Here is a 22,754-nt window from a genome sequence, read left to right on the forward strand (position 1 = left end):
CTGGCAAAGCCAGTTCCACGGTGGCGCTGATTGGGTCTGTGCCAGTTGCATAGGTCGAGGGCTGTGGGTGGGGTGGGGGCGGAGACCGCTTTTTGCAAAGGAGAAGTTCCATGTCCGTACGACGTCGTCAGTTGGTTCTCGCTGGCTTTGCCTTGCCTTTGGTGCCTCTTGCAGCCCATGCCCACCACGGCTGGAGCAGCTTCGACGCCGACCGGCCTATCTATCTGGAAGGCACGGTGCGCAAGGTGCGTTGGCAGAACCCGCATGCCGAGCTGGAACTGGAGTTGCCCGCCGCCCTGGCCTTGCCGCCCAATCTGGCACAGCGGGCCGTGCCGGCGCAGACGGCCCCGGTCGATGGCAAGGCCTTGCTGGCGCGCGCCGTGCTGCCCACGCGCAAGGACCGTATGTGGGAGATCGAGCTCGCGCCGCTGACCCGCATGCAGGCCTGGCAGGTGGCCGAGATCAAGCCGGGCACGGCGCTTTCGGTTCTCGGCTTCACGCTGCGCGAGGAAAAGGGCGATCCGGTGCTGCGCGCCGAGTACCTGTTCGTCGATGGCAAGGCTTATGGCCTGCGCTCTAGTCCGGCCTGAGGCGAGAAGCGGCGCGGGCGTCGATTAGTGCACGTTTGGTTGCACAGCTTTTGGCCTTGGCGACGGTTCTGCGCGAGAGCACAACTATCATCCGGCGCATTACCTTGCAGGAGTTTCTCATGCGTTTCGTTTCCCTCTCTCTCGTGGCTGCAGTTGTGGCATTGGCAGCCCTGCCTGCGCAGGCCCTGGACCTTCCCAAGCGCAAGGCGGGTCTGTGGGAGCTCAAAACCGTATCGGGCGAGGGTGCTCCGGCCGCCGTCATGCAGCAGTGCACGGACGAAGCCTTTGAGGCTCAGATGCAGAAGACGGCCCTGGAAACGGCCAAGAACATGTGCAGCAAGAATGAGTTGAAGCGGGACGGTAATACGATCACCGGCAATTCCGAGTGCAAGATGGGAACCATTGCCGTGACGTCGCGAACGGTCACGACGGGCGATTTCTCCAGCAGCTACAAGACGGTGATCAACAACGCCTACAACCCTCCGATGATGGGCAAGGCCACCGATACGATGGTGATGGAGGCCCGTTACCTGGGGCCGTGCGCGGCAGGTCAGAAGCCTGGTGCCGTGACCATGCCCAACATGCCTGTTCCTCCTGCGGCGAAGTCCAAATAAGCGGCGTCCCCTGCCGGCGGCTTCGCCGGAGAGCTAGAAACAACAAAGCCGGGCATGCCCGGCTTTGTTGTTGAAGGGCCGCTGAAAAATCAGCTGGCCAGTGCCGCGAAGGCGCGCTGCGTGATGTCGTCCACGCTGCCCATGCCGCTGATGGCGCGGTACTGCGGGGCGGCGGCCGGTTCGGCCTTGGCCCATTGGCTGTAGTAGTCCACCAGGGGGCGGGTCTGGTCGCTGTAGACCTGCAGGCGCTTCTTGACGGTTTCTTCCTTGTCGTCGTCGCGCTGGATCAGGTCTTCGCCGGTCACGTCGTCCTTGCCTTCCACCTTGGGCGGGTTGAACTTGACGTGGTAGGTGCGGCCGCTGGCGGGGTGCGAGCGGCGGCCGCTCATGCGTTCGACGATGGCCTCGAAGGGAACATCGATCTCCAGCACGTAGTCGAGCTTCACGCCCGCGGCCTTCATCGCGTCGGCCTGGGGGATGGTGCGCGGGAAACCATCGAACAGGAAGCCCTTGGCGCAGTCGGGCTGCGCAATGCGTTCCTTGACGAGGTTGATGATCAGATCGTCGCTGACCAGGGCGCCCGACTTCATGATCGCATCGGCCTGCAGGCCCAGCGGCGTGCCGGCCTTCACGGCTGCGCGCAGCATGTCGCCGGTGGAGATCTGCGGAATGCCGTACTTCTGGCAGATGAACGTGGCTTGCGTGCCCTTTCCGGCGCCGGGCGCGCCCAACAGAATCAGTCTCATGAAGGTCCTCGAAGGTTAGAAATCGGCGGCACTGCTGGCAGGGGCGGATCGCGTGCCTGCGCAAAGCTCACCGAAGTGGCAGCAAAAAAAGACCACAGTGCTCCACGGATGGGGCAGAGGCTGCGGGGTGGTGTGCTGCTACGTCAGTGCTCGCGCAGGCGCTTGTGGAGCCCGGGATGCAATGCTCTCGTTGCGTCGAGGATAGCATGTGACCGCCTTGCACTGGCTTACACGCGCGATATGACGTGCGTATAAATGCGTAGGATGGGGCATTGCTGCACCAGATCAGTGCATTTGGCCGGCCTTGGCATCAGGCCAAAAGGGCGCGCACGCGTTCCAGGTCCTCGGGGGTGTCCACGCCAGGGCCTGGCGCCGTGTCCGTGGTGTGCACCGCAATGCGGTGGCCATGCCACAGGGCACGCAACTGCTCCAGCGCTTCCATGACCTCGGTGGGGGCCTGGGGTAACGTGGGGAACGCACGCAGAAAGCCCGCGCGGTAGCTGTAGATGCCGATATGGCGCAGCGGCGCGAAGCCTGCCGGCACTGCGCCCGCTGCGTTGTCCCACCAGGCTGTGCCTGCATGGTCGCGCGCCCACGGGATGGGGGCGCGGCTGAAGTAGTGGGCCAGGCCGCGGGCATCGAGCACGACCTTCACCACGTTCGGGTTCCCATAGTCGGCCAGGGTGTGGATGGCATGGGCCGCCGTGCCCATGCTGGCCTCGGGCCGTGCGGGCAGCAGGCCCGCCACGGCGTCGATCAGGCTGGGGTCCATCAGCGGCTCGTCGCCCTGCACATTGACCACGATGTCGTCACCTGCGAGGCCCAGTTGCTCGCAGGCCTCGGCCAGGCGGTCACTGCCGCTGGCGTGGTCGGTGCGGGTGAGAATGGCCGGCACGCCATGCGCCTGGCAGGCCTGCATGACGCGCGGGTCATCGGCCGCCACCACCACGCGGGCGGCGGCGCTCAGTGCGGCGCGCTGGGCCACGCGCACCACCATGGGCAGGCCGGCGATGTCGGCCAGAGGCTTGTCCGGCAGGCGGCTCGAGGCCATGCGTGCCGGGATCACGACGGTGAAGGGCGCGGGCACCGTCACGGGGCTCATGCCTCGACTTCTTCGTCGGTGAGCGTGCGCGCCTCGTTCTCGAGCAGCACGGGGATGCCGTCGCGCACCGGGTAGGCCAGGCGCGCGCTGCGCGAGACCAGCTCCTGGTGCTCGCGGTCAAAGGTCAGCGGGCCCTTGGTGACGGGGCAGACCAGCAGTTCAAGCAGTTTGGGGTCCATGGCAGCTCTCAGGGAAGACGGTGGTGCCTGCGGTCGATCATGCAACCGGCGGGCGGGCAGGGGGCGATGATAGCGAGACTGGAGCCACCAGCATTGCCAACCGGGCGTCCAGTGCGGTGAAAAAGGCGGGATCCACGCGCACCTCCAGCGGCACTGCCAGGGCATCGGGGCGCAGCGGCCAGAGCTTCACGGCGTCCTTGGCCGTGCACAGCAGCGGCAGTGGTCCGCTGGAGCCCTCTTCTCCTTCACCCCAGCCGGTGAAGTCGTGGTGGTCGGGCAGGGCCGTGGTGCGCGCAAGGTCCAGACCCCGCTGCCGCAGCATGCCGAAAAAATCCTCGGGCCGGGCAATCGCCGCCAAGGCATGCACAGGCCGGCCCCGCAGCGACTGCAGGGGGATGCGGCTGCCATCGGCCCGCACGGCATGCTCGGCCAGGCCGCGCCGCAAGGCGAATGTGGCCGCAGGGCTCGCGGGGGCGGCGGCGGAGTCGGGATGGAGCACCCAGTCCACCGCGCGCGGCCAGGGCTCGCGCAGCGGCCCTGCGGGCAGCAGAAAGCCATTGCCCACCCCTTGGTCATTGAAGACGCAGACCTCCAGGTCGCGTTGCAGCGCCAGGTGCTGCAGGCCGTCGTCGCAGACGATGACATCGGTGCCAGGGTGGCGGGCCAGCAGTGCGCGGGCGGCGGTGCTGCGCTGGCGGTCCACGAAGACCGGCACATGGCAGTCGCGCGCGATCAGTGCCGGTTCATCGCCGACTTCGCTGGCCGGGCTGTCGGCCAGCACCTCGCGGCAGTCGCTGGTGCTGCGGCCGTAGCCGCGCGAAATGACCCCGGGCTTGAGTCCCCGGGCCTGGAGGTGTTCCACCAGGGCCATCACCACCGGGGTCTTGCCGGCGCCGCCGGCAATCACATTGCCCACCACGATGGTGGGCCTGCCCGGGTGCTCGGAGCGCAGCAGGCCGCTGCGGTACAGGGCGCGGCGCAGCCGCACCAGGCTCGCATAGAGAAGGGAGGCGGGCCACAGGGCCCAGGCGGCAGGTCCCCGGGTGTGCCAGGCCTGCCGCAGTCCGGCAGAGGAGGGCTGCTCGCGCCCGGCCATCAACGACCGTTGGCTGCCCGCGCGCCGGCCGACGACTGGGTGGCGAAGGTGATCTGCGTGAGGCCCACGCGGCGCGCGGCCTCCATCACCGTCACCACGGCCTGGTGGGGCGACAGTGCATCGGCGCTGATGATGACCACGCTGTCCTTGCCGATGGCGGTGGCTGCATCGCGCAGGGCGCGTGCCACGGCATCGACGCTCTTGCCGTCCACGCCCGTCTTGTTGACCGCATAGCGGCCATCTGCCGCCACGGCGACCACGACCTCTTTGGGGTGGTCGCGCTGCTGCTCGGTGTCGGCCACGGGCAGGGTCAGCTGCAGTTCGGTGAACTTGCTGTAGGTGGTGGTCAGCATCAGAAAGATGAGGATCACCAGCAGCACGTCGATGAACGGGATCAGGTTGATCTCCGGTTCTTCCTTGGTGCGGGGGCGGAAGTTCATGGCCGCCCCGTCACTTCTTGTGGCGCAAGATGTGGCGCACGAACTGCTCGGACGCGAGTTCCAGGGTCAGCAGGTAGGCATCGACGCGGCCGCGGAAGTAGCGCCAAAAGATCAGCGCCGGGATGGCCACGATCAGGCCGAAGGCCGTGTTGTACAGGGCGATCGAGATACCGTGCGCCAGGCGGGCCGGGTTGCCCCCACCCATGGCCTGGCCCACGCCGCCAGCACCTACCTGGGAGCCGAAGATCTCGATCATGCCGATGACGGTGCCCAAGAGGCCCAGCAGAGGGGCCGCCGAGGCGATGGTGGCCAGGGCGGACAGGTATTTTTCGAGCCGGTGGGCGACGGAGCGGCCCGTGCCTTCCATGGCGGCCCGCAGGTCGGCCTCGCTGCACTGCGGGTTGCTGTTGAGCGTGCGCAGGCCGCTGGCCAGTACCTCGCCCAGGGCGGAGTTCTGGGCCAACTGGTTCACCACGTCGGGCGTGGGCAGGCTTTTCGACGAGACGGTGATGGCTTCATCGAGCAGCTTGGGCGGCGCCACACGGGCCGTCTTGAGGGCCACGAAACGTTCGATGACCAGGGCCATTCCGAGGATGGAACACAGGATCAGAGGCCAGATCGGCCAGCCTGCGGCTTGTATGATGGACAGCAAATCTCTCTCCGCGCAGATGAGGGGCAATCGGCGATTATGGCCCAGCTTCTCGGCCGCTTTTGGTCACAAACCGTTACCTTGGCGGGCGCTTCCCATGCACTGTGGCGTCACCCACAAAAACTGTGGATAACTTTGTGGACAACCGGGTTGCCGGGGGCCGCAAAGTGGCTTGGCGCCGTGCTTGCAACAGATTGATGAAAAATTGCGCAGTGAAAAATCCTTATAAATCAATAGCTTGCACGTATATCTGTGGCGCGCAAGGCGAGAATCGTTCTCAGGCACGCTCGGCGGCAGCTTCGCCGTTTCTGTGGAAGACTCGCTCTGCCAATGGGGCGCCAATGGCCGCCGTTGCTCATGTTTGAACGTACAAACCCCATGGCGGCGCCCCGCGTCTGGGAAGTTGGAGCGCTGTGCCGCGCCATTGCTGATGCGTTGGAGGCGCGCTTCAATCCTGTCGCGGTGCGCGGCGAGATCACGGGCTTCTCGCGCGCATCCAGCGGGCATTGCTATTTCTCGATCAAGGATCCCCAAGGCCAGTTGCGTTGCGCCATGTTCCGCCGGGCCGCCAGCCTGCTTGACTTTTCGCCGCGCGATGGCGAATTGGTGGAAGTGCGCGGCAAGCTCGGGGTCTATGAAGCCCGGGGCGACCTGCAGTTCATTGTGGAAAGCATGCAGCGCGCAGGGCAGGGGGCTCTGTTCGAGCAGTTCCTGCGCCTGAAGGCCCAGTTGGAGTCCGAAGGCCTGTTCGATGCGGCCCGCAAGCGGCCGCTGCCCGTGCAGCCACGCGGCATCGGCCTGGTCACTTCGCTCGGAGCGGCTGCGCTGCACGACGTGGTGACGGCCCTGCGCCGCCGCGCACCGCACATCCCCGTGGTGCTGGCCCCGGCGCAGGTGCAGGGCGCGGCAGCGCCGCAGTCCATCGTCTCGGCGCTGTCGCGGCTGTACCGGCTGGCAGAGCAGGGGCCTGTGGAGGGCCAGCCGCACATCGACACCATCCTGCTGGTGCGCGGTGGCGGCTCCATCGAGGACCTGTGGGCCTTCAACGACGAGCACCTGGCCCGCACCATCGTGCAAAGCCCGGTGCCGCTGGTCAGCGGGGTGGGGCACGAGACCGACTTCACGATTGCCGATTTCTGCGCCGACCTGCGCGCACCCACGCCCACGGCGGCCGCCGAATTGGTGGCACAGCCGCGCGAGGTCTGGCTGGGTGCCCTGGACCTGATCGAAGGCCGCATGGCCGATGGCATCCAGCGCCTGCTCGACGCCCGCCACCAGCGGCTGGACCAGGCGGCCGCGCGTCTGGGCCGGCCTTCGGGTCTGGTGGCGCGCGAGCAATTGCAATTGGCCCGCACGGCCCAACGCATGCGCCACGCCGTGCTGCTGCGCCTGCAGCGCATGGAGCAGGCCCAGCAGGCCGCTGCGGCTGCCTTGCCGGTACAGGTGCAACGCCGCATCGACGGCCTGCGCGAGCGGGTGGACCGTGCCGCACTGCGCCTGGAGCTTCTGGACCCGCGCCTGGTGCTGCAGCGCGGCTATGCCCTGTTGGCCGATGCCGAAGGCCGCTCGGTCACCAGCGTGCAGCAGGCCCGACCGGGCGACGCGCTGAAGGCCACGCTGGCCGATGGCGTGGTGGACGTCACCGTCGCCAGCCAGCCGCGATTGCTGTAGTGCACTGTAGGATCAGAGCCCGTACCTCCCTGCAGCGCACGATTGCTTGCCAACTTCGCTGCACAGGTCACACGTTCTTCCTACAATGCCCGTTCGCCTGGGGCTTGCTGCATTGCCGCATGGACGCAGCGGCAGCCCACCCGATTCAAACCACCACGAGGAAAAACCATGGAACATACCCTTCCCCCGCTGCCTTACGCCATCGATGCCCTGGCTCCCCACTACAGCAAGGAAACGCTGGAATTCCACCACGGCAAGCACCACAACGCCTACGTGGTGAACCTCAACAACCTGCAAAAGGGCACCGAATTCGAATCGATGTCCCTGGAAGAGATCGTCAAGAAGTCCAGCGGCGGCATCTACAACAACGCGGCACAGATCTGGAACCACACCTTCTTCTGGAACTGCATGGCCCCCGCCGGCGGCGGCGAGCCATCGGGCGCGCTGGCCACGGCCATCAACGCCAAGTGGGGCAGCTACGCCGCCTTCAAGGAAGCCTTTGTGAAGAGCGCCGTGGGCAACTTCGGTTCGGGCTGGACCTGGCTGGTCAAGAAGGCCGACGGCAGCGTCGACATCGTGAACACCGGCGCTGCCGGCACGCCCCTGACCACGGCCGACAAGGCCCTGCTGACGGTGGACGTGTGGGAACACGCCTACTACATCGACTACCGCAACCTGCGCCCCAAGTTCGTCGAAACCTTCCTGGACAAGCTGGTCAACTGGAAGTTCGCCGAAGCCAACTTCGCCTGATTGCCGCAGACGGCAGTCCATCCGCCCCGATGGGCGGAAACGAAAAAACGGCCCAAGGGCCGTTTTTTTTCATGGGCGCAGGAAGCTCACTTCTTCGAGAAGGGGGCGCCGCCAAGCTTGAAGCCGGCCTTGATGCCCTTCTTGGCGAACCAGCCCTGGTTCATTTCCAGCACGAAGCGCACCGGCTTCTTGGAGCAGTGCGAATCGAGCGTCTGGGGCTTCATGTCCTCCAGGTTGACGATGGTGCCATCGTCCGCCACAAAGGCCGCCGTCAGCGGCAGCAGCGTGTTCTTCATCCAGAAGCACTGCTCGCTGGGCTGCTCGAAGACGAACAGCATGCCTTCGTGCTGGGGCATCTCGGGCCGGTTCATCAGGCCGATCTGGCGCTCCACCGGGGCCACGGCCACCTGGGCATCGATGCGGTGCATGCCCGCCGTGAGTTCCACACGCTGCAGGTTCAGCTGGGGCCCTTCCTGGGCCTGGCTGGCAGGTGCCACGGCTACGAGCGATGCTGCCAGGAGGACGGCCAGCAGGCCATGGCGGCGCAGGAACGGGGTGGGGGAGGCAAGGCGGAGGCAGGGCATGGAAGAAGCTCGGTCGATGGGAGGAAAGGGCGCCAGAAACAAAATCGCCCGCGACTGCGGGCGATTTTGAAGCAAACCGGGAGGGAGGGGGTCAGAGATCCGCACAAACCCCCAGCCGCATCAGGCGGCAGCCTTCTTGGCGTGCTTCTTGGTCTTCTTCTGGGCCACTTTCTTGGACTGCTTGTGGGCAGGGGCCTTGGCCGCAGGAGCGGGAGCAGCCGCAGGTGCGGCGGCGGGAGCTGGAGCAGCAGCGGGGGCGGCTGGAGCCTGTGCGAAGGACGCACCGGCCGAGAACAGACCAGCCATCAGGACAGCGAGGAGTTTTTTCATATGTGCCATTTCCTAGACGAACTATCGGGTTGAGGGCCTCGCAAAATATTCACGAGGCTCCACCTGCAACGATAGCAGCCCGCGCGCGGTTGACAGGGGTTTTCGGCATTTTTTTGTCTATAGAATCTTTGCGATCAGGGGGCGCTTGCCCCCGTCTGCACAATTGTGTTTCAGATATCCAACGGAGACCCCCGTCCATGACCAGCTACCAGCACATCCAGGTGCCTGCCCAAGGCCAGAAAATCACCGTCAATGCCGATATGTCGCTGAACGTGCCGGACGAGCCCATCATCCCCTTCATCGAAGGCGATGGCACCGGCCTCGACATCACGCCCGTCATGATCAAGGTGGTGGACGCGGCCGTGGCCAAGGCCTATGGCGGCAAGAAGAAGATCCACTGGATGGAGGTCTACGCCGGCGAGAAGTCCACCAAGGTCTACGGCCCCGATGTGTGGCTGCCCGACGAGACGCTGGCCGTGCTGCGCGAGTACGTGGTGTCCATCAAGGGCCCGCTGACCACGCCCGTGGGCGGCGGCATCCGCTCGCTCAACGTGGCCCTGCGCCAGGAACTCGACCTGTACGTCTGCCTGCGCCCCGTGCAGTATTTCAAGGGCGTGCCCTCGCCCCTGAAGGAGCCCGAGAAGACCAACATGGTGATCTTCCGCGAGAACTCCGAAGACATCTACGCGGGCATCGAGTTCGAGGCCGAGTCGGACAAGGCCAAGAAGCTCATCAAGTTCCTGCTCGACGAGATGGGTGTCAAGAAGATCCGCTTCCCCAACACCTCGGGCCTGGGCGTCAAGCCGGTTTCGCGCGAAGGCACGGAGCGCCTGGTGCGCAAGGCCATCCAGTACGCCATCGACAACGACAAGCCCAGCGTGACCATCGTGCACAAGGGCAACATCATGAAGTTCACCGAAGGGGGCTTCCGCGACTGGGCCTATGCCCTGGCGCAAAAGGAATTTGGCGCCCAGCCGATCGACGGCGGCCCCTGGTGCAAGTTCAAGAACCCCAAGACGGGCCGGGAGATCACCATCAAGGACAGCATCGCCGATGCCTTCCTGCAGCAGATCCTGCTGCGCCCTGCCGAGTATTCGGTGGTGGCCACGCTCAACCTCAACGGCGACTACATCTCCGACGCGCTGGCCGCGCAGGTCGGCGGCATCGGCATCGCGCCTGGCGCCAACATGTCCGACTCGGTGGCCTGCTTCGAGGCCACCCACGGCACGGCCCCGAAGTACGCGGGCAAGGACTACGTGAACCCCGGCTCCGAAATCCTCTCGGCCGAGATGATGCTGCGCCACATGGGCTGGGTCGAGGCCGCCAATCTCATCATCAGCTCGCTCGAAAAGTCGATCGCGTCGAAGAAGGTCACCTATGACTTCGCGCGCCTGATGGATGGCGCCACGCAGGTCAGCTGCTCGGGCTTTGGCCAGGTCATGATCGACAACATGTGATGGAGTTTCCCCGGGTTCCTTGAGGACCCGCAAGGCAGGCCCGCTCCAGTGGATGCGGGCCTTTTTTCTGCCCGTCTGGGTGCCGAAGTGGGCACGCCGGCAGCATCGAGGCTGTTGAGGGTGCCGGGCTGGCGAACTGCGCCATTTGGGTGCTTTTGACACCCGGTCACCAGTGATAGATTCAGGCGATCACAGAGGGAGATTTTGTTGTGCCGTTGCTGAACCTTGTCTGCGCCAATTGCTCCGCGCCGCTGGAGGTGGGGGCTGATCTGGAGCGCTTTACCTGCGCCTATTGTGGCGTTGCGCAGATCGTGGAGCGTGCGGGAGGTGCGATTTCCACCCGCAAGCTGGAAGCGGCGATCGGTGCGGTGCAGAGAGGGACAGACCGCACGGCTGCGGAACTGGCCATGCCCAGACTGGCGCGCGAGCTGGACGAAGTGCTGGCGCGGCGAGAGAAGGTGGTCCACCGGCTCCAGCGCCAGTTGGAGCAGGCCAAGACCGATCGGCGCACCATTGCCCTCATTGCCGTGGTGTGCGTCTCCATTCTCTGGGCGGTCCTCTTGGGGCCGATGTTGGACACTGCCTGGCAGATTGCGTGCTTCTTTGGGGTGTTGATCGGCACCTTGGTGCTGGTCTACAAGAAGTACAGGTTGCCGAGGTTCGACCTGGCGCAGGAGACGAAAACCCTGGATGAGCAGATCGACAAGATCGAAGCGCACATCAAGGCCAACCGGCGCATTCTGGACACGCTGCCGGCCTGAGTGATTTCGGCGGCAACGCCAAAGCCGCTCCGAGGCGGCGGTTCAGGTCTTGGGTGAACAGGCGGCGTCGGTGCCCAATGGGGCTGAGTGCCACCTGCCGGTGTGACTCACTCTGCGCTGGCCGCACCCAGGGTGGCCAGGGCCTCGGTATCTAGCGTGAGCTGGCTGGCCTTCACCAGGTCCTGCAACTGCTCCAGCGAGGTGGCGCTGGCAATCGGCGCGGTGATGCCTGGCTGCACGATCTGCCAGGCCACGGCCACCTGGCCGGGCGTGGCGTCCAGGCGCGCGGCCACGGTGTCCAGCGCAGCCAGGATGCGCAGGCCGCGCGCGTTGAGGTACTTGGCCGTGGTGTTCTTGCCGCGCGCGCTCTTGGCGGCATCGGCCTCGGTGCGGTACTTGCCGGTCAGAAAGCCGGCGGCCAGCGCATAGAAGTTGATCACGCCCACCCCCTTGTCCACGCACAGCGGCTGCAGCTCCTTCTCGAACACGGCGCGGTCGTACAGGTTGAACAGGGGCTGCAGGCTTTCGTAGCGCACCAGGCCCAAGCGTTCGCTGGTCGCCAGGGCCTCGGCCAGGCGGGCTGCGGTGAAGTTGGAGGCGCCGATGGCACGCACCTTGCCGGCCTTGATCAGGTCGTCGTAGGCGCCCAAGGTGTCGGCCAGCGGCACGCTGGCATCGTCGTCGTGCGACTGGTAGAGGTCGATGCGGTCGGTCTGCAGGCGCTTGAGCGATGCCTCCACCGCCTGGCGGATGTATTCGGGGCGCAGGCCTACCTTGCCGTCGCCCATGTCCTTGCCGACCTTGGTGGCCAGCACGATCTGGTTGCGCTTGCCGCTTTTTGCCAACCAGCGGCCGATCACGGATTCGGACTCGCCGCCGGTGTGTCCCGGTACCCAGCGCGAGTACACGTCGGCCGTGTCGATGAAATTGAAGCCCGCGTCCAGCCAGGCATCGAGCAGCGAGAACGAAGTGGCCTCGTCGGCCGTCCAGCCGAAGACGTTGCCGCCAAAGCACAGGGGAGAAACGTTGAGGCCCGAGCGGCCCAGGGGACGGAGGTTCATGGAGCGGGATTCCTTGGTGGAGAGCGGGAGCAGTGGTTCCAGGACATTGTTGCTGCTTTTGAGAACTGCTGCAGGCACAGGGCTCTGCGCTGCCAGCAGGCCTGTGCGTGATCTTGTTCACGGCTGGGGCATCTGCGGCCCTGCCGGCCTATGGACTTCAGGGCGACGCCAAAGAGACACTTCGCCCAGCCGCAAGGAACCCGTGACTTGCAGGCCTTGGTGGGTACCCACGGGGATGTCTGGCAAGCCCGGATCTGCAGAGCTCCTGGTCTACGCCTTCACCGGAGAAACCATGATGCGATCAACTACCAGGTGCGCAGTGGCCTTGGCCCTCGGCGCAATGCTCGCGGCCACGGCGCAGGCCGAACCGACCGTGCGCCCATCCAGCCGCGACGCGGCGCGGCAATGGCTCGAAAGCTCCTTCCCCGCCCTTTTCCCGGCCGGCACCGGGCAGGACGGAATGGCCGGGCCCTATGCCTACCGGTTCTACGCCTCGGCAGGCAATGCCTTTGCCTTCAGCGAGGGGCGGTTTCTCGTGGCCAGCCAGACCCAGACCGCGGGGCAGATCGTGGACCTGACGGCCGTCCTGTGCCAGCTCAATGCCGCGCTGTGCGAGAACACCTCCGTGCCCCCGCCCGGCACGGGCACCGGGGCCGCGTCGGACTGCTTCAACCCCGTGCTGCTGCAGCAGGGCACGACCTACCGCTGGGACTGGCAGTCTGCCGATGGCGCTGTGCAGTTCAGCACCGAGGGGCGCATCAACCCCCCTGCCAGCTTTGCCGGGCAGTCCGGGCTGATCGAGACCGAGCGCACGGTGCTGGTGAGCAAGGCGGGCGCCACCACGTTCAACGCCCGGGTGTGGGAATACGACAAGCTGGAAACCACCGCACAGGGCCCGGTGCTGCTGCGCTATGGCAGCACGGCGCGCGTGGAGGCACCGATTGCGGGCATGCGGACCACCATGGTGCTCAACCCGGCCAACCGCGTGCGCGACTTCGCGCTGGCGCTCAATGAGAGCTACACGATCAATGAGGTGCGCCAGACCACCATGGAGCTCCCGGGCCTGCCGACGCAGACCAACACGACCCGCGAATCACAGACCATCACCTACCGGGGCCAGGAAAGCGTGACCGTGCCCGCCGGCACCTACATGGCCTGCAAGTTCGAATGGACCAATGGCACGCGCGTGTCGGCAGGGTGGACGGCCAAGGGCACGGGCCTGCCCCTGGTGATTGCGGGCGACGATGGTGCGGGCAACCCCATTACGCTGTACATCAAGTCGAGCTCGCACATCAACGGTCACCCCATATAGCCGAGTGCGCCCAGCAGGGCGCCTGCACCCAGCATCCACAGCAGGTGCAGGCGCGTCTTCCACACCAGCAGCATGGTCACCACGGTGGTCAACCACAGCGGCCAGGCGGTGGCCAGGCCGCCATGGGCCTGGGCCAGCACCCAGGTGGTGGCCAGCAGCAGGCCGATGACCACCGGCACCATGCCCTGCTTGAAGGCGCGCACGCCGCGCCGTTCGCGGTTGCGGTGGCCCCAGCGCGTGGCCAGCCAGGTCAGCAGGCTGCTGGGCAGCATCACGCCTACCATGCACACAGCCATGCCCAAGGCGCCCAGGGCCCAGCCCAGCGGGCCGGCGCCGCCGGCATTGAGCCCAACGTTCCAGCCCAGCAGCGCGATGAAGAGCACGTTGGGCCCGGGGGCGGCCTGGGCAATCGCAATGGAGGCGTTGAACTGCGGGTCGGCCAGCCAGGCGTTCTTTTCCACCAGGAAGCGGTGCATGTCGGGTGCGGTGGCAATGGCACCGCCCACGGCCAGCAGCGACAGCGACATGTAGTAAAGGAAGAGCTGCAGCCAGTCGGCCCAGCCCAGGTGGATGGTTGCGCCGGTCATGGTGCCAGCTTTCGCCAGGTGAGCAGGCAGGCTGTGCCGCCCAGTAGCGGCAGGGTCCAGACCAGCGGCCAGCGCAGCACGGCCATGGCCACCGCGGTGAGCACCGTGATCACCGAGCACAAGGCCGGGCCGAGGGGGTGGGTTCGCAGCGTGGCCGAAAGCTTGAGCCCCGTGCCCGCAATCAGCCCGGCAGCCACCGCACCCATGCCGCGCAATGCCCCGGCCACGGCCGGGTGGCTGGCGAACTGGGCGTAGACCACGGCCAGCGTGAGCACCAGCATGAGCGGAAACAGCAGCATGCCGGCCAGCGCCGCCAGCGCGCCGCGCCAGCCGAAGTAGCGGTCGCCGATGGTGATGGACAGGTTGACCACGTTGGGGCCGGGCATGATCTGCGCCACGGCCCATTCCTCGACGAATTCCTCGTTGGTCATCCAGCGCTTGCGCTCCACCAGTTCGCGCTGCACCACGGCCAGCACCCCGCCAAAGCCCTGTAGCGCCAGCCAGGTGAAGGACCAGAACAGGTCGGTGCAGTTGCGCGGGGCCGGGCGGGGCTCTGCCGGAATGGAAGGGCTGGGGGAGGGCGGGAGCATGGATGCAAGGCAGGGAAGACAAAGACCGGGCGCAAGCGAATGTGCCCCTGCGATGGTAAACGCCCGCCGGTGGGTATGCTGGCGTCCTCCCGTTTCCCTTGAACCATTTCCCATATGAAACTCATCCGTTACGGCCAGCCCGGCGCCGAGCGCCCCGGTTTGCTCGACGCCCAGGGCGTGCTGCGCGACCTGTCCATGCTGCTGCCCGAGCTGGGGCCTGCCCAGCTCAACCCGCGCACCCTGGCTGCCCTGGCCGCCATCGATGCCAGCCGCCTGCCCGCGGTGGAAGGCGCGCCGCGCCTGGGCTGCCCCGTGGGCGGCGTGGGCAAGATCGTCTGCGTGGGCCTGAACTACGCCGACCACGCGGCCGAGGCCGGCATGCAGGCACCAGCCGAGCCCGTGCTGTTCATGAAGGCCGTGACCTCGCTCAATGGCCCGAACGACGAAGTGCGCATACCGCCTGGATCGCAGAAAACCGACTGGGAGGTGGAGCTGGGCCTGGTCATCGGCACGCGCGCCAGCCATGTCGGCGAAGATGCTGCACTGCAGCATGTGGCCGGCTATGTGCTGGCCAACGATGTGTCCGAGCGCGCTTACCAGATCGAGCGCGGCGGCCAGTGGGTCAAGGGCAAGAGCTACGACACGTTCGCGCCCATCGGCCCCTGGCTGGTGACCCCTGACGAGGTGGCCGACCCGCATGCGCTGGACCTGTGGCTGGAGGTCAACGGCCAGCGCGTACAGAACGGCAACACGCGCAACTTCATCTTCGGCCTGCCCAAGGTGATCTCGTACATCAGCCAGTTCATGACGCTGGAGCCCGGCGACATCGTGCTCACCGGCACGCCCGCCGGCGTGGGCCTGGGCCAGAAGCCCGCGCCCTGGTTCCTCAAGCCCGGCGACGTGGTGCGCCTGGGGGCGACGGGGCTGGGCGAGCAGCGGCAGGTGTTTGTGGGCGGCTGAACAGGCGTGCTCGGGGAGTAGGGCACAACGCGCAGGGTCGATGCGCTTGCGGTGCGCAAAGCGGGGCGTGGATACTCTCGGCTGTGTCCTCTACCCCATCCCACCATTCCTCGTCGGTCCTCACTCGGCTGCGCCAGCGTTTTGGTCGCAGCGCGCTGTATGCGGTTCTGTGCCTCATGCTCTGCGCGCTGGCCTTGTTCGAGGTGACCACCTGGCACAAGCTCGATGCCCTCGACAACCGGGTGGGGGACGCCTTGCTGCGCTGGCATGCTGACAGCCGCAAGCCGCCGGACGATGTGGTGTTGATCGACATTGACCAGTTTTCGCTGATGGACCCGCAGATGTTTGATGTCGCGGGCAAGTGGGTCTGGCCGCGCGTTATCCATGCCGAGTTGATCAATGCGCTGGTGGCCCAGCAGCCCCGCGCCATCGTGCTGGACCTGTTCTTGTCGCAGCCCGACCGCTTTCGCCCCGAAAACGACGCGGAGCTGGCCAAGGCCCTGGCGTTCGAGCGCGCATTTGTTCCCATGCTCTTGATGGAGGAAGCCGAGCAGAAGGCGCCCCTGTCTATGGCGCCTCCGGTCATGGGCATACGTGCGCTTGAGCATGCGAACCCGAAGGCAAGCTACGGCATAGAGGCGCCGCTCGCCCTGCCCCCCGACGCCTGGCGCACTGGGTACATCAACTTCATCAAGGATCGCGATGGCATTGGCCGTCATACCGAATTGGGTCGCGAGATCGACGGCTGGTGGGTGCCGCACATGATCGGGCGGGTGGCCGACGCGCTGCAACTGCCCAAACCCAAGCAGCCGGGCTTTCGGCTGAACTGGTATGGCACCGAGTTCACTCGCATTCCCTATGCCAGGGCCTACCTTGCCACCCAAACGGGTGATCGCAAACTGCCTTTCGATGCGCGCGGCAAGATCATCGTGATCGGTGCCACGGCCAGTGGGATTTTCGATTTTGTTCCCACGCCGTTCGATGCCACGACCCCTGGCCCCTTTGTTTTGGCCACTGGTATGGCCAACCTGCAGAGCAATGACTGGTTGCGCGAGGCGCCTGACTGGGCTAACCCTGCGCTGGTGTGGGTGTTGATTTGCGGGCTGGCACTGGCCTTTGTCGCTCGGACCTCACCCGGCTGGGTCATTGCTGGCTATGCCGCGCTGGCTGCGATCGCCGTTGGGGGGAGCGTCAGTGCGCTGCAGCAGGCGCATGTCTACTGGATGCCTGTGTCCTCCCTGGTGCTGGGGGCCGTGGCGCTGCTGGCCTTCGGGTTGTTGTCATCGCGCCTGGAGATGGGGCAGCGGCGCCATGTGCAGGCCATGTTCTCGCGCTTTGTGGATCCGCGCATTGTGCAAGATCTGTCCGAAACTGTGGCCGAGGCCGAGGTGTCCGCCAGCCGCGAAATCACGCTGCTGTTCTCGGACATACGGGGCTTCACCAGCCTGTCGGAGCACCGCAAGCCCGAGGAGATCGTGAACATCCTCAACCGCTACTTCGAGATGCAGGTGGACGTGATCTTTCGCCACCAGGGCACGCTCGACAAGTTCATCGGCGACGCCATCATGGCCTTCTGGGGGGCGCCGATCGCCCAGCCCAACCATGCGGTGCTGGCTGTGGAGGCGGCGCTGGGCATGGCGGACGCGCTGCAGCGCTTTGCCGACGACATGGCGCGCGAGGACCCGACTGCCAAGTTCGACATCGGCATCGGTGTGCATACCGGCTCGGCCGTGGTGGGATTTCTGGGCACGGCACGCCGGCTGGACTACACCGCAATCGGCGATGCCGTCAACCTGTGCAGCCGTATCGAGGGTTGCACAAAAGGAATAGCCCGAGTTTTGGTTTCCGAGTCGACAAGAGCACAATGTGGGGAAACATTTGTTTTCATTGACCGCGGCGATTTCGAGGTGAAAGGTCGCGACCAGGCGGTGCGGCTGTTCGAGCCGCAGCGCCGGTCCAGTGGAGGGGCGCCGGAACGATCTGGCGCATAGGTATCGTCATAAAGAGGAGAAGGAAAGTGAACACATCATTCGTGGGCCTGTTGAAAGGCCTGCTCATTGCGCTGCTGCTGGGGCTGGGCCTTGGCGTGCATGCCCAGCAGTTGGAAGTCACCGTGGCGACCGAACTGCGCGCCACGCCGGCACTGGATGGCAAGATCCTGGTCAGGCTGGCCAAGGGCAACAAGGTCGAACAGACCGCGGCGCAAGAGGGCTGGGTCAAGGTCAAGTTCGGCCGCATGGAAGGCTGGGTGCGTCTGAACTTCGTGAAGACGTTGGAAGCTGCGGCCCCAGCGGCCGCGCCGGCCAGCGGCGGTACCAGTTTGGCAAGCATGTTCAGCGGCGGAAGCAACCGGCCTACCGCGTCCACGGGCACCAAGGGGCTCACCGAAGAGCAGTTGGCCAATGCCCAGCCTGCACCGGCTGAAATGGCCCAGCTGGAGAAGTACGCCATCAACATGGGCCAGGCCGAAGCCTTTGCACGCAGTGGCAAGGTCGTGGCACAGAAGATTGACGCCTACACCGGAGCAGAAAAATGAAAATCCAACGCTTGAAGGCCGCCGCGCTGGCGCTGGCCACGGTCGTGCTGCTGACCGGTTGCGAAACCATGCCCCAGGCGGGCGGCTCTGGTGGCTTGAACGTTCTTTCCTCTGCGCTGGGCGGTGGCTCTGGCGGCGGCTCGCGTGCGGGGGGCGTGCTGGATGTCATCCAGGGCGCGTCGGCCGCGTTCAAGGACTACACCGCAGAAGAGCAACGTGCGCTGGGCAATGACTTCTCGTCCGTGCTGCTGGGCGCACGCCCCTTGCTGCGCAACGAGGCCGTGCAGCGCTATGTGAACCAGGTCGGCTGGTGGGTGGCGGCGCAGGCCGAGAAACCCAAGGACAAGGACGGCAAGGAAATCCAGTTCGCCTGGCGCTTTGGCGTGATCGATTCCGACGCCGTGAACGCCTACGCCACGCCCGGCGGCTTCGTGTTCGTGACCGTCGGCCTGATGCGCCAGCTCAAGTCCGAGGCCGAACTGGCCGGCGTGCTGGGCCATGAGATCGCCCACGTGACCCGTGGCCACTACCTGGCTGCGCTCAAGAAGGGCGGCTTTGCCCAGGCCGTGGGTGGCGTGGTCCAGGCCCGCTCGGGCAACGCCATGGTGAGTTCTGCGATGGTGAATTTCGCGAAGAACCTGTATTCCAAGGGGTTGGACCAAGGTGACGAGTTCGACGCCGACCGCCAGGGCGTGCTGTATGCCGCCCGTGCCGGCTATGCGCCTGTCGGTCTGCCCACGGTTCTGAACATGTATGCGACCGGCTCCAGTGCCGACCAGAATTTCACGCTGCTGTTCAAGACCCACCCTGCGCCCAAGGACCGGCTGGAGAAGCTGCAGCCCTTCATGAGCAGCAAGTTCTCGACCGTGGCCTCGAACGTGAGCAACGAAGCCCGCTACGACGCCATCAAGCGCCAACTGCGCTGAACCCATGCGTGGGCGCCGCCGCCCATGGCAAAAGCCCCTGCCGCGCACCGCGCGGCAGGGGCTTTTTTGCGGGTTGCGCTGAGCGCGCCCGATCTATCCGCCCATCTTGCCCACAAACTTGTGCGCTGCGTTGCGCCAGCGCGCCTGCTCGGGGTACTTGACCTGGAAGGCCTTGATGTCGGCTTGGCCCTCGTACTTCACCTTGAAGATCTTGAAGCTGGCCTGGCTGTCGTAGTCGACGAAGAGCCACTTGGCATCGCCCTGGGCCTGTTGCTCGTAGGGCGTCTCGTACCAGCACAGGTCGGCCTGGCTTTCGTAGGCCACTTCGCAGACGGTTGCATCGGCCTGGTTTTCGTACTTGGTGACCAGAATCTTCGCCATGGAGGTTCCTCTGTGCAGGCTGTGGTGTGGCAGCTTAAAAGTCGTGAAGTCGGGATCGCTAGGCCCGTTGAAGATTATCCAAAAAACCGTGAAAAATTCCACGGAACCAGCAGGCGTCACATCTGGACACCTTGAGTGCGGATTTTTGTCTTTTTGATGTGCAGCGCACCCTCATTCGACCTGCGCCGTCTCCACATAGATCAGCTCGCACGCATTGGCGCCGGAATCCGCGCGGGTGAGCGAACTGGTCCAACGCCAGCCGCCGGGGTGCGTGACTTCCACCAGTTGGCCGGTGATGCGGATGAAGCTGCCCTTGCGCGCTTTCTTGAGGGCCCGTTCCACGGCGGCATTGGCCGGGATCATGTGCATGTTGGCCGACGATTCGATGATCTCCTGCGGCGGGATCGGCGGCTGGCTGGACCAGGAGTAGCGGTACCAGCGCCCGCCCTGGGTGATGTTCAGTGGCTCGTACACGGCCGGCTCGGCCATGCGCCGCCAGCCCAGGGCCAGGTCCACGGGGGAAAGATCGGCCTCGCGGCCGAAGGAGTACTCCTCGCGCCCGAGCACCCGGGCCCGGATGGCGAACTGGGCGAGTGGCCGGACCTGGTATCCGTTGAGCGCAAAGGGCGCTGCGTTGGTGGAGGTCTGCTGCGGCACCTCGGCAAAGACCTGCTGCGTGGCCGGCTGGCCCTGCAGCTTCTTGTCCACCCGGCCCACGCGCAGCTTCTCGACGGCGAAGAAGCCGATGAACAGGACGATCGCCAGCAGGACAACGGTTTTGAGTCTCATGGGCATTCAGCCTGTGCAGTGCGCGGGGGAAGGAAAGGGGGATTCACTGAGCAGGGAGAAATGTACCGCGCAGCGGTGCAGGTTGCGCCATTGGCTGACATGGGAGGTCTGCACGGCCCTGCAAACTGGCCGGCCAAAGGCCCTTCTTCTTCTCACCTTCCGCAAAGGTTTGTCCCATGGCCCATGCCTCCTTCCTCTTCTCTTCGCGCCGCGGGGGCATCGCGCTGCTTGTCGGCCCCGTGCTGGCCGCCTGCCTGGTGGCCTGCGGCGACACGGCCATTCTTTCGCCCGAGCAGGGCATGGGCAAGTCGCCCACCTTGCCAGCACCCAACCCTTCCCTGGTTCCCACGCTCCAGATCGCCCCCGCCACGGGCTGGCCCGAAGGCACCATGCCCACTGCCGCCGTGCCCGGCCTGGCGGTGACGCCGCTGGCCACCGGGCTGGACCACCCGCGCTGGGTGGTGGTGCTGCCCAATGGCGATGTGCTGGTGGCGGAGAGCCAGGCACCGCCCAAGGGCGAGGGGGCGCCTTCGGGCGGCGTGCTCGGCGCCATCCGGGGCTGGGTGATGAAGAAGGTGATGGGCAAGGCCGGCTCGGGCCGCAGCCCCTCGGCCAACCGCATCACGCTGCTGCGCGACACCGATGGCGATGGACGGGCAGAGACGAAGAGCGTGTTCCTGCAGGGCCTGAATTCGCCCTTCGGCATGGCGCTGGTGGGCACGGACCTCTACGTGGCCAATGCCGATGCCGTGATGCGCTTTCCCTACGAGCCGGGGCAGACCACGATCACGGCTGCCGGTACCAAGCTCGTGGACCTGCCCGGCGGCCCCATCAACCACCACTGGACCAAGAACCTCATTGCCAACGCCGACGGCAGCAAGCTCTACGTGACCGTGGGCTCCAACAGCAACGTGGGCGAGAACGGCATGGCTGCCGAGGAGGGTCGTGCCGCCATCTGGGAGGTGGACCGCGCCAGCGGCGCCCACCGCATCTTTGCCAGCGGCCTGCGCAACCCCAATGGCCTGGGCTGGGCGCCCGGTACCGGCGCACTGTGGACGGTGGTCAACGAACGCGACGAAATCGGCAGCGACCTGGTGCCTGACTACCTCACCTCCGTGAAGGACGGCGCCTTCTACGGCTGGCCCTACAGCTACTACGGCCAGCATGTGGACGCGCGCGTGCAGCCGCCCCGGCTCGATCTCGTGGCCAAGGCGGTCTCGCCGGACTACGCCCTGGGCTCGCATGTGGCGCCATTGGGGCTGGCATTTGCCCAGGGGCCGGCGTTGGCCCCCCAGTTGGCCAGCGGCGCCTTCGTCGGCGAACATGGCTCGTGGAACCGCAAGCCGCTCAGCGGCTACAAGGTGGTGTTCGTGCCCTTTGCCGAGGGCCAGCCCGCAGGCCTGCCGATCGATGTGCTCACGGGGTTTCTGAGCCCTGAAGGCAAGGCCTACGGGCGGCCGGTGGGCGTGGCCATGGATGCGCGTGGCGGTTTGCTGGTGGCCGACGATGTGGGCAATGCCGTCTGGCGCGTGGCGCCCGTTGCTGCGCGTTAGAACCTGTTCTTGGCCCTGGCCCCTCACACCCAGTCTTCGTGGGCCGGTACGTCGGCCGGGAACATGTTGATGTACTGCACCAGGCGGGGCTGGGTGGCCCGGTTCGGGCTGGGCCCGTGGGCCAGGGCCTGGTGCCAGATCACGAGGTCGCCTGCGCCCGCACCAATGGGGCGAGCGCCCAGGGCGTTGAAGTCCTGGAGGCGCGGGTCGGCGCCCGGCGGCAGGTTGGCCAGCCAGGGGCCGATCCGGCGGTGAAAGCCGGGCACCACGGTCAGGCCACCCTGCTCCGGCAGGGTGTCAGTGAGGTAGAGGATGCCCTGTGTGCAAAAGGGAATCGGCTGCACCAGGCTCACGTCCCAGTGCAGGCCCTGGGCGCTGTAGGGGTGGCCTGGGCGCTCGGGCGGATTGAAGCCGCAGCGGTCCGTGCTGCGCCACAGGTCGGCCGAGCCCCATAGCTGGGCAAAGGCCTTGTGGATGCGCAGGGACCGCCGGTTCTTCTCGAAGGCCGGGTGCTGGAACAGCTGCACCATGACATTGTGCGGGGCGTTCGGGTACCAAGAGTCCGCATTCTCCGGCGTGGCGCCCACGGCATCCCACACCACCTGCGCTGCGGCCGCGCTGTCGTCCGCAGCCACGGCCTGTCGCAGGACCACATAGCCGTGTTCGTCCCAGTGGGCCAGGTCGGCTGCGTCCAGCACGGGATCCATGGCGTCGATGCGGGCGTGCAGGTCCAGTTGCGCGGCAGGCGGTGCACCGCCATCGACCAGGGCCTGGATGCGTGCCACCGTGGTGGCATCGGGGGCGCCTGCCGTGCGCACGATCCAGTCCTCGAACTCGGCAAAGTCCGGCGCCTCGCGCAGCACGTACTGCATGGTCTGCTCCAGCCCCACACCCACGGCCGCCAGCACGACCTGGGTGCGGTGGGCTTCCTGCTGGCCGGTGCCGGGCCGCCCCTGGCGCGCGGCCATCCAGCTGGACCAGCAGCGCTTGAGGTAGGGCACCTGCAGGGCACCACGTTCGTGGGGGGAGCAAAGGAGATCGGCAGAATGCAGGGCAGCGGGCATGCGGGTCTTGTGTATCGGCAGGTGAT

The 22,754-nt window shown here is 66.1% G+C and carries 26 protein-coding genes; 12 read left to right on the top strand and 14 right to left on the bottom strand.

Annotated features, from left to right (window positions below; all coding sequences use genetic code 11):
* Positions 1–110 precede the first annotated feature (110 nt).
* Together AC3WOH_RS05280 and AC3WOH_RS05285 are read left to right on the top strand one after the other, a co-directional pair.
* Positions 111–590, top strand: a complete 480-nt coding sequence (locus AC3WOH_RS05280) for a DUF6152 family protein (protein WP_492228340.1) — start codon at positions 111–113, stop codon at positions 588–590.
* 119 nt (positions 591–709) lie between these two features.
* Positions 710–1,204 carry a DUF3617 domain-containing protein gene (locus AC3WOH_RS05285; protein WP_492228341.1) on the top strand — a complete coding sequence of 165 codons (495 nt, stop codon included), beginning with the start codon at positions 710–712 and terminating at the stop codon, positions 1,202–1,204.
* 89 nt (positions 1,205–1,293) lie between these two features.
* Here the strand turns inward: AC3WOH_RS05285 and adk are convergent, their stop codons facing one another.
* The 6 genes from adk to AC3WOH_RS05315 form a co-directional block, all read right to left on the bottom strand.
* Positions 1,294–1,950, bottom strand: a complete 657-nt coding sequence (adk, locus tag AC3WOH_RS05290; protein ID WP_184855800.1) for an adenylate kinase — start codon at positions 1,948–1,950, stop codon at positions 1,294–1,296.
* Between the two features lie 310 nt (positions 1,951–2,260).
* Positions 2,261–3,052, bottom strand: a complete 792-nt coding sequence (gene kdsB, locus AC3WOH_RS05295; RefSeq protein ID WP_492228342.1) for a 3-deoxy-manno-octulosonate cytidylyltransferase — start codon at positions 3,050–3,052, stop codon at positions 2,261–2,263.
* The gene (locus AC3WOH_RS05300; protein ID WP_007858740.1) at positions 3,049–3,231 is read right to left on the bottom strand and encodes a Trm112 family protein; all 183 of its coding nucleotides are present in this window, start codon (positions 3,229–3,231) and stop codon (positions 3,049–3,051) included. The genes kdsB and AC3WOH_RS05300 overlap by 4 nt, the downstream gene beginning before the upstream one ends.
* A 37-nt stretch (positions 3,232–3,268) precedes the next feature.
* Complete coding sequence (lpxK, locus tag AC3WOH_RS05305; RefSeq protein WP_492228343.1) at positions 3,269–4,327, bottom strand: tetraacyldisaccharide 4'-kinase; 1,059 nt, start codon at positions 4,325–4,327, stop codon at positions 3,269–3,271.
* On the bottom strand, positions 4,327–4,767 hold the full coding sequence (locus AC3WOH_RS05310) for an ExbD/TolR family protein (protein ID WP_184855802.1): 441 nt from the start codon (positions 4,765–4,767) through the stop codon (positions 4,327–4,329). The genes lpxK and AC3WOH_RS05310 overlap by 1 nt, the downstream gene beginning before the upstream one ends.
* A 10-nt stretch (positions 4,768–4,777) precedes the next feature.
* Positions 4,778–5,419, bottom strand: a complete 642-nt coding sequence (locus AC3WOH_RS05315; protein ID WP_184855803.1) for a MotA/TolQ/ExbB proton channel family protein — start codon at positions 5,417–5,419, stop codon at positions 4,778–4,780.
* A gap of 354 nt (positions 5,420–5,773) precedes the next feature.
* On the opposite strand from AC3WOH_RS05315, the gene xseA reads away from it, so the two are divergent.
* On the top strand, positions 5,774–7,087 hold the full coding sequence (xseA, locus tag AC3WOH_RS05320) for an exodeoxyribonuclease VII large subunit (protein ID WP_492228344.1): 1,314 nt from the start codon (positions 5,774–5,776) through the stop codon (positions 7,085–7,087).
* Positions 7,088–7,255: 168 nt separating this feature from the next.
* Complete coding sequence (locus tag AC3WOH_RS05325; protein ID WP_184855805.1) at positions 7,256–7,837, top strand: superoxide dismutase; 582 nt, start codon at positions 7,256–7,258, stop codon at positions 7,835–7,837.
* Between the two features lie 86 nt (positions 7,838–7,923).
* Here AC3WOH_RS05325 and AC3WOH_RS05330 read toward each other — a convergent pair whose 3' ends face one another.
* Together AC3WOH_RS05330 and AC3WOH_RS05335 are read right to left on the bottom strand one after the other, a co-directional pair.
* Positions 7,924–8,421 (bottom strand): DUF192 domain-containing protein, encoded by a 498-nt coding sequence (locus AC3WOH_RS05330; RefSeq protein ID WP_492228345.1) that lies wholly within the window; start codon positions 8,419–8,421, stop codon positions 7,924–7,926.
* A gap of 120 nt (positions 8,422–8,541) precedes the next feature.
* Positions 8,542–8,751: a hypothetical protein gene (locus AC3WOH_RS05335; protein WP_492228346.1), complete on the bottom strand. Its 210-nt coding sequence runs from the start codon at positions 8,749–8,751 to the stop codon at positions 8,542–8,544.
* Between the two features lie 197 nt (positions 8,752–8,948).
* Between AC3WOH_RS05335 and icd the strand changes: the two genes are divergently transcribed.
* Together icd and AC3WOH_RS05345 are read left to right on the top strand one after the other, a co-directional pair.
* Positions 8,949–10,208 carry an NADP-dependent isocitrate dehydrogenase gene (icd, locus tag AC3WOH_RS05340; protein ID WP_184855808.1) on the top strand — a complete coding sequence of 420 codons (1,260 nt, stop codon included), beginning with the start codon at positions 8,949–8,951 and terminating at the stop codon, positions 10,206–10,208.
* 209 nt (positions 10,209–10,417) lie between these two features.
* Complete coding sequence (locus AC3WOH_RS05345) at positions 10,418–10,969, top strand: hypothetical protein (RefSeq protein WP_492228347.1); 552 nt, start codon at positions 10,418–10,420, stop codon at positions 10,967–10,969.
* 107 nt (positions 10,970–11,076) lie between these two features.
* Here AC3WOH_RS05345 and AC3WOH_RS05350 read toward each other — a convergent pair whose 3' ends face one another.
* Positions 11,077–12,030, bottom strand: a complete 954-nt coding sequence (locus AC3WOH_RS05350) for an aldo/keto reductase (protein WP_492228348.1) — start codon at positions 12,028–12,030, stop codon at positions 11,077–11,079.
* Positions 12,031–12,349: 319 nt separating this feature from the next.
* On the opposite strand from AC3WOH_RS05350, the gene AC3WOH_RS05355 reads away from it, so the two are divergent.
* The gene (locus AC3WOH_RS05355; protein WP_492228349.1) at positions 12,350–13,342 is read left to right on the top strand and encodes a hypothetical protein; all 993 of its coding nucleotides are present in this window, start codon (positions 12,350–12,352) and stop codon (positions 13,340–13,342) included.
* Here the strand turns inward: AC3WOH_RS05355 and AC3WOH_RS05360 are convergent.
* Together AC3WOH_RS05360 and AC3WOH_RS05365 are read right to left on the bottom strand one after the other, a co-directional pair.
* Positions 13,330–13,929 (bottom strand): chromate transporter, encoded by a 600-nt coding sequence (locus tag AC3WOH_RS05360; RefSeq protein WP_492228350.1) that lies wholly within the window; start codon positions 13,927–13,929, stop codon positions 13,330–13,332. The two genes, AC3WOH_RS05355 and AC3WOH_RS05360, sit on opposite strands and share 13 nt — an antisense overlap.
* Complete coding sequence (locus AC3WOH_RS05365; protein WP_492228351.1) at positions 13,926–14,519, bottom strand: chromate transporter; 594 nt, start codon at positions 14,517–14,519, stop codon at positions 13,926–13,928. Before AC3WOH_RS05365 ends, AC3WOH_RS05360 begins: the two co-directional genes overlap by 4 nt.
* Before the next feature lie 114 nt (positions 14,520–14,633).
* Between AC3WOH_RS05365 and AC3WOH_RS05370 the strand changes: the two genes are divergently transcribed.
* The 4 genes from AC3WOH_RS05370 to AC3WOH_RS05385 all read left to right on the top strand — a co-directional run bounded on the left by AC3WOH_RS05370 (position 14,634) and on the right by AC3WOH_RS05385 (position 18,941).
* Entirely contained in the window at positions 14,634–15,479 is an 846-nt protein-coding gene (locus AC3WOH_RS05370; protein WP_492228352.1) for a fumarylacetoacetate hydrolase family protein, read from the top strand.
* Positions 15,480–15,562: 83 nt separating this feature from the next.
* The gene (locus AC3WOH_RS05375; RefSeq protein WP_492228353.1) at positions 15,563–17,470 is read left to right on the top strand and encodes a CHASE2 domain-containing protein; all 1,908 of its coding nucleotides are present in this window, start codon (positions 15,563–15,565) and stop codon (positions 17,468–17,470) included.
* 26 nt (positions 17,471–17,496) lie between these two features.
* Entirely contained in the window at positions 17,497–18,015 is a 519-nt protein-coding gene (locus tag AC3WOH_RS05380) for an SH3 domain-containing protein (protein ID WP_492228354.1), read from the top strand.
* A complete protein-coding gene (locus AC3WOH_RS05385) occupies positions 18,012–18,941 on the top strand; it encodes a M48 family metalloprotease (RefSeq protein ID WP_492228355.1) in 930 nt (309 codons plus the stop codon). The genes AC3WOH_RS05380 and AC3WOH_RS05385 overlap by 4 nt, the downstream gene beginning before the upstream one ends.
* 93 nt (positions 18,942–19,034) lie before the next feature.
* On the opposite strand, the gene AC3WOH_RS05390 is transcribed toward AC3WOH_RS05385, so the two are convergent.
* Together AC3WOH_RS05390 and AC3WOH_RS05395 are read right to left on the bottom strand one after the other, a co-directional pair.
* Positions 19,035–19,322, bottom strand: a complete 288-nt coding sequence (locus tag AC3WOH_RS05390; protein WP_492228356.1) for a 7(1) septoil knot domain-containing protein — start codon at positions 19,320–19,322, stop codon at positions 19,035–19,037.
* Between the two features lie 171 nt (positions 19,323–19,493).
* Positions 19,494–20,111 (bottom strand): hypothetical protein, encoded by a 618-nt coding sequence (locus AC3WOH_RS05395; protein ID WP_492228357.1) that lies wholly within the window; start codon positions 20,109–20,111, stop codon positions 19,494–19,496.
* A gap of 176 nt (positions 20,112–20,287) precedes the next feature.
* On the opposite strand from AC3WOH_RS05395, the gene AC3WOH_RS05400 reads away from it, so the two are divergent.
* The gene (locus AC3WOH_RS05400) at positions 20,288–21,664 is read left to right on the top strand and encodes a PQQ-dependent sugar dehydrogenase (RefSeq protein ID WP_492228358.1); all 1,377 of its coding nucleotides are present in this window, start codon (positions 20,288–20,290) and stop codon (positions 21,662–21,664) included.
* Positions 21,665–21,687: 23 nt separating this feature from the next.
* On the opposite strand, the gene AC3WOH_RS05405 is transcribed toward AC3WOH_RS05400, so the two are convergent.
* Positions 21,688–22,728, bottom strand: coding sequence for a phytanoyl-CoA dioxygenase family protein (locus AC3WOH_RS05405; RefSeq protein ID WP_492228359.1), 1,041 nt, complete (start codon positions 22,726–22,728; stop codon positions 21,688–21,690).
* Between the last annotated feature and the right edge of the window lie 26 nt (positions 22,729–22,754).

The organism is Acidovorax sp. FW305-C-20-28 (assembly GCF_058783375.1).